The organism is Helicobacter vulpis (assembly GCF_003660395.1).
Classification (GTDB): domain Bacteria; phylum Campylobacterota; class Campylobacteria; order Campylobacterales; family Helicobacteraceae; genus Helicobacter; species Helicobacter vulpis.
Genome location: NZ_QXQT01000112.1, coordinates 1 through 239, shown reverse-complemented (window position 1 = coordinate 239; position 239 = coordinate 1). Strand labels below are relative to the sequence as shown.

The window sequence follows — 239 nt, the reverse complement described above, 5'->3', positions numbered from 1 at the left end:
TTTATTTTCGCCCAAATAGAGCGCATTTTAAAGCCGGGGGGGTATTTCTTTAGCTTCATTGATTGGCGCATGTTGCCAGCCCTTTCTGATAGCATTCAGCTAGCAGACTTGGCATGGCGGGGTGTCATTGTGTGGGATAAGGGACGGAGTGCTAGACCCTTTCCTAATGGCTTTAAACAACAATGCGAATTTATTTGTTGGGGGACTAAGGGGGATTTACCGGATATCCCGCGCAAGCA

1 pseudogene is annotated in these 239 nt (G+C 47.7%); it reads left to right on the top strand.

Annotation, left to right across the window (positions count from 1 at the left end):
* A pseudogene (locus tag EAO38_RS08805) lies at positions 1-239 on the top strand (site-specific DNA-methyltransferase); the annotation flags it as partial.